The 3,566-nt window shown below is 54.6% G+C and carries 3 protein-coding genes; all 3 read left to right on the top strand.

Going from position 1 to position 3,566, the window contains the following annotated elements; genetic code table 11:
• Positions 1 to 2,751 (top strand): helicase-related protein (locus CYR55_RS22455; RefSeq protein ID WP_241522213.1); only part of this gene is annotated, 2,751 nt, incomplete at its 5' end.
• Positions 2,752 to 2,787: 36 nt separating this feature from the next.
• Complete coding sequence (locus tag CYR55_RS22450; protein WP_241522212.1) at positions 2,788 to 3,225, top strand: peptide-binding protein; 438 nt, start codon at positions 2,788 to 2,790, stop codon at positions 3,223 to 3,225.
• A gap of 9 nt (positions 3,226 to 3,234) precedes the next feature.
• Positions 3,235 to 3,489, top strand: a complete 255-nt coding sequence (locus CYR55_RS22445) for a hypothetical protein (protein ID WP_101818530.1) — start codon at positions 3,235 to 3,237, stop codon at positions 3,487 to 3,489.
• Positions 3,490 to 3,566: the final 77 nt, after the last annotated feature.

Genomic DNA, 3,566 nt, shown 5'->3' with positions numbered 1-3,566 from the left:
GTCGAAAACTTAAAGGTCGGGTTACAGAACGGTAAGCAGATCATCTTCACCGATGAGAAAAGCCAGCATGGCAAGCTCAAGCGCATCATTCTGAGCCAGCTGGGGATTGAAGAAAGCCAGGTGGGGATCCTGAACGCAACCACCGTGGCCGAAGCCGGCAAAAAAGGTAAAAAGCCTAAAAAAGTCAAAATGCCGAAGGAGCTGCCGGACGACCCGACTGAAGAGCAGATTAGTGCCTACTACGCCCAAAAAGCCCAATACGATGACTATATTGCGGCCATGAGTGAAGTAAGCCTGGGCGGCCTGGAGCAGATCGCCGCGGATTACAACGAAGGGCGTACGCAAATCCTTATCTGCAACAAAAAGGCTGAGGTAGGGATCAACTTGCACAAGGGCACAACTGACATTCACCACCTCACGCTTCCCTGGACGCCGGCCAGTATCGACCAGCGTAACGGGCGCGGCGCGCGCGTGGGGTCGAGTCATGACCGTGTGAACGTGCATTACTACTGCGGCAAGGGGTCATTTGATGAATTCCGCCTGAAGACACTCCAGCGCAAGAAGAATTGGATCCGGGAAATCCTGACCTCGGACAAAGCGCAGATGGACAATGCCGACGCCGGTAACATGGTAGAGATGCAGCTGCTGCTGGCCGCGAACCCGGAGGAGCGGGAGCGCAAGATTGCTGAGCAGGTGGCCAAGGCCAAGGCGGCCGCCCTGGCGCGCGCCAAAACCCGCGCCAATCAGGATCTGCAAAATTACCTGAAAGCCCAGCACGCCGGTGCCGCGGATCTGGATACTGAGCGGGGCAAGGTGTTTGACCTGGAGCGCGTCGCGGAAGATGCCGCAGCCGGCCTGAACAAAATCCGTAATGAGCTGGCCAGCCTTCAGGAGAAGCAGGCCAAAGCTCAGGCAACGCTGAAGGAGATGCCTGATTTATGGTCGGCACAGTACGATGCCAAAAGGGCTGCCAGTGAAATTCGTGAAAAGCGGATTGAGCTTAATGACGCCAGCAAAAGAGACGTAAACGCCCGTTCTGCGTTGCTGAAGCAAAAGCGGATCGTAACCCGCCTGAGCAAAGCGGAGTCTGAAATTAAGCGCCTGCGCCCGGTGGTTAAAAAAGCGCTGGATGATGGGCTGCTGAGCGTAGACCCGGACGTTATCGATCATGGTAAAGACTTCCTGCTGGTGGGCGACAAAACCTACCGGGTCGGCCAGATCTATAACTACAGCGTCAACAGAGTCAGCTCTAACAACAAAATCTCCTACTCCCGCATTGCTGCCCTGAATTTTGATACCCAAACGGCTGAGATGTGGGGTGTGTTCACTGCCGGCGGCAGCGACTCAGCAGGTAAAGCAAAAGATGTCCCGGTAAGTGACCTGGGGGCTGAAACGGATGTAACCCCTGCGGAGCTGGATCTTCTGAAGCAGATGCAGGGCGGCATGTACCTGAGTAATGCCGTAAAACTGCTGAGTAAGGATCAGTTTCATCGCTACCTGAAGTCCGGTCAGCTGATCCTGAAAGACGGGGGCACTGTGGTGCTCAAAAACGGGGAGTATGCGGCAGAGACGCTGAATGAGCGCGGTTATAACATGAACAGCGGGACATACCGCGACGTGCGTTGGTATCGGGAAAACGGTGAAAACCTGGTTTATCCAGATAGCCAGGATGAGCAGCTGAAGCAGGCTATGGCCATTGCGTGCCGTAAACCCTCTAACCCCTTCAGTTACCGTTGCAAAAACTTCCTGGTGTGTTTGTTCGGAGAGGATTACATCACCGTGATGGCCGGTATCGGTGAGACGGCCGGGGCGGATGTTATTGCCAGCTTCCTTGCGAAGCGTTTTGAAAGCCGATCCTTATGGCAATCCGCCATACATTACCGCAGTGCGGTACGGGGTTTTGTCAATGACGGAACGGTTGATGAAAGGAACCTGACACCGGTTTCGCTGAACGTAAACGACATCCCGCCTCAGTACATCAACCAGGCTGATTTCATGGCCGGCGTGAGCGTAGAGAAGTCGCGCCGACTGGAGCAGGCGCGTCAGGAACTGATTGTAGGCAAAGGTGAGCTTGCCCAAAATCGGTACGTTGATTTCAACGGTTATGTAGAGAAAGGCCAGGTACTGAACGAGGATAGTTTCCTTGAGGTTCTGAGCGGGCGCGGCACGCTGACCAATACCTACGCCGGCTATGCGGGATACCAGTGTGCAGAGGCCTGCGCTGCTATCGTCATTATCGGGCTGGCACAGGCATCAGAGATCACCCCTGAGCTGCTGGTGAACCCGGCCAATGTCCGGGAGCTGGCTGAGAAGGCGGATGACGCTTTGATTAAGATGGGCGAAGAAGGGCGCGCCCAGCTCAAAAAGGCCTACCAGATTAAGCGAGGCCTGGTCACGCCTGAACAGGCTGCCGCAGAGCAGAAAAAGGCAGAGGAAGCTGAGGCTGAGAAAGCTGAGCAAACGGAAGCTGTAGACGCCCTGGAAACTGAGACTGGCATCCAGGTACGGATCAGCACAATGGCGGTACGCTCGAAACGCGGTATTAACTTTGCGGCAGGCGGTTGCTTTGGCCTGCAAGACCCGAAAGGGAAAGAGGGCGCGCTTTACCGGGCAAAAGACGAACTGAAAGAGAAATTCGGAGCGAAATTCTTTAACGGCTGGCGCGATGACTCGGAATTCCCAGGCAGCTGGTGGCTAATCTCAACACGCTACGACCAGGAAGAAGTTCTGAAAATTGTAGCAAAACACTAATTTTATTGGAGACTGCCGGGGAAACCCGGCAAAAATATGATGACCACTTTAAACGACACCCTGAAGCCTGATACGCAATATCTTGAATCCGTTTTGCCAGTGGCGCTCGGTAGCCGCGGCGAGGATGATTTTGTGACTGATTACCTCAAAGGCATGAGCCAGTGCCTGGGAGATGAACCACGTTATTACCGTAGCGTGGGACCCTATTGGCCGGCTTTAAAAACAATGCTGGTGGAGCAGGGGCACCTGCCGGCAGACAGTGAAGTAGATCAGGATGTGGCGGCGATTTATGAAGGTGATCGCCCGGCGCTGACGGTGGTTGCTGCAACGCTTTATCAGCGTATGCGGCTCGAAAGCGGACTTTTGCTTTCCTCCTCTCATCTGCTGCCGGTGCCTGACGAGGTGGACGACAGCCCGTATGAGTACGTGTCTTACGATCTCACGCTGGAAAGTAAGGCCAAAAAAACCGGCTAAGGAGAGTACATGCAATATGGGGATCTACGGCATTGGCAGGATCTGGCGGAAATGCACGGCTGCCAACTGCGCAAAAATGAGGGCAGAAAAAAAACCTTTACCCTGAGCTGCGGTGAGCGTTGGAAGTTCCTATGTAACCCGGAAACAGGCCAACTGATAAAGAGCCTGCGGGAGCTGAAGGCGGATGAGTGGCGGGCGTTGATAGTGAGGGTTTCGGAGGAGCTAAAGGCCGACATTGATACCCCGCCTGAAGAGATAAATTAAGGCTTGCACACGGCGGGGGGACCCTTTATTATTTGTTCCGTGGTGCGCACCACGCACCATAGGCGGGGGGAAATAAA

Origin of the sequence: Chimaeribacter californicus (genome assembly GCF_002858675.1) — a bacterium.
In the GTDB taxonomy this organism is placed as follows: Bacteria; Pseudomonadota; Gammaproteobacteria; order Enterobacterales; family Enterobacteriaceae; genus Chimaeribacter; species Chimaeribacter californicus.
This window is presented reverse-complemented; position numbering and strand designations above follow the sequence as displayed.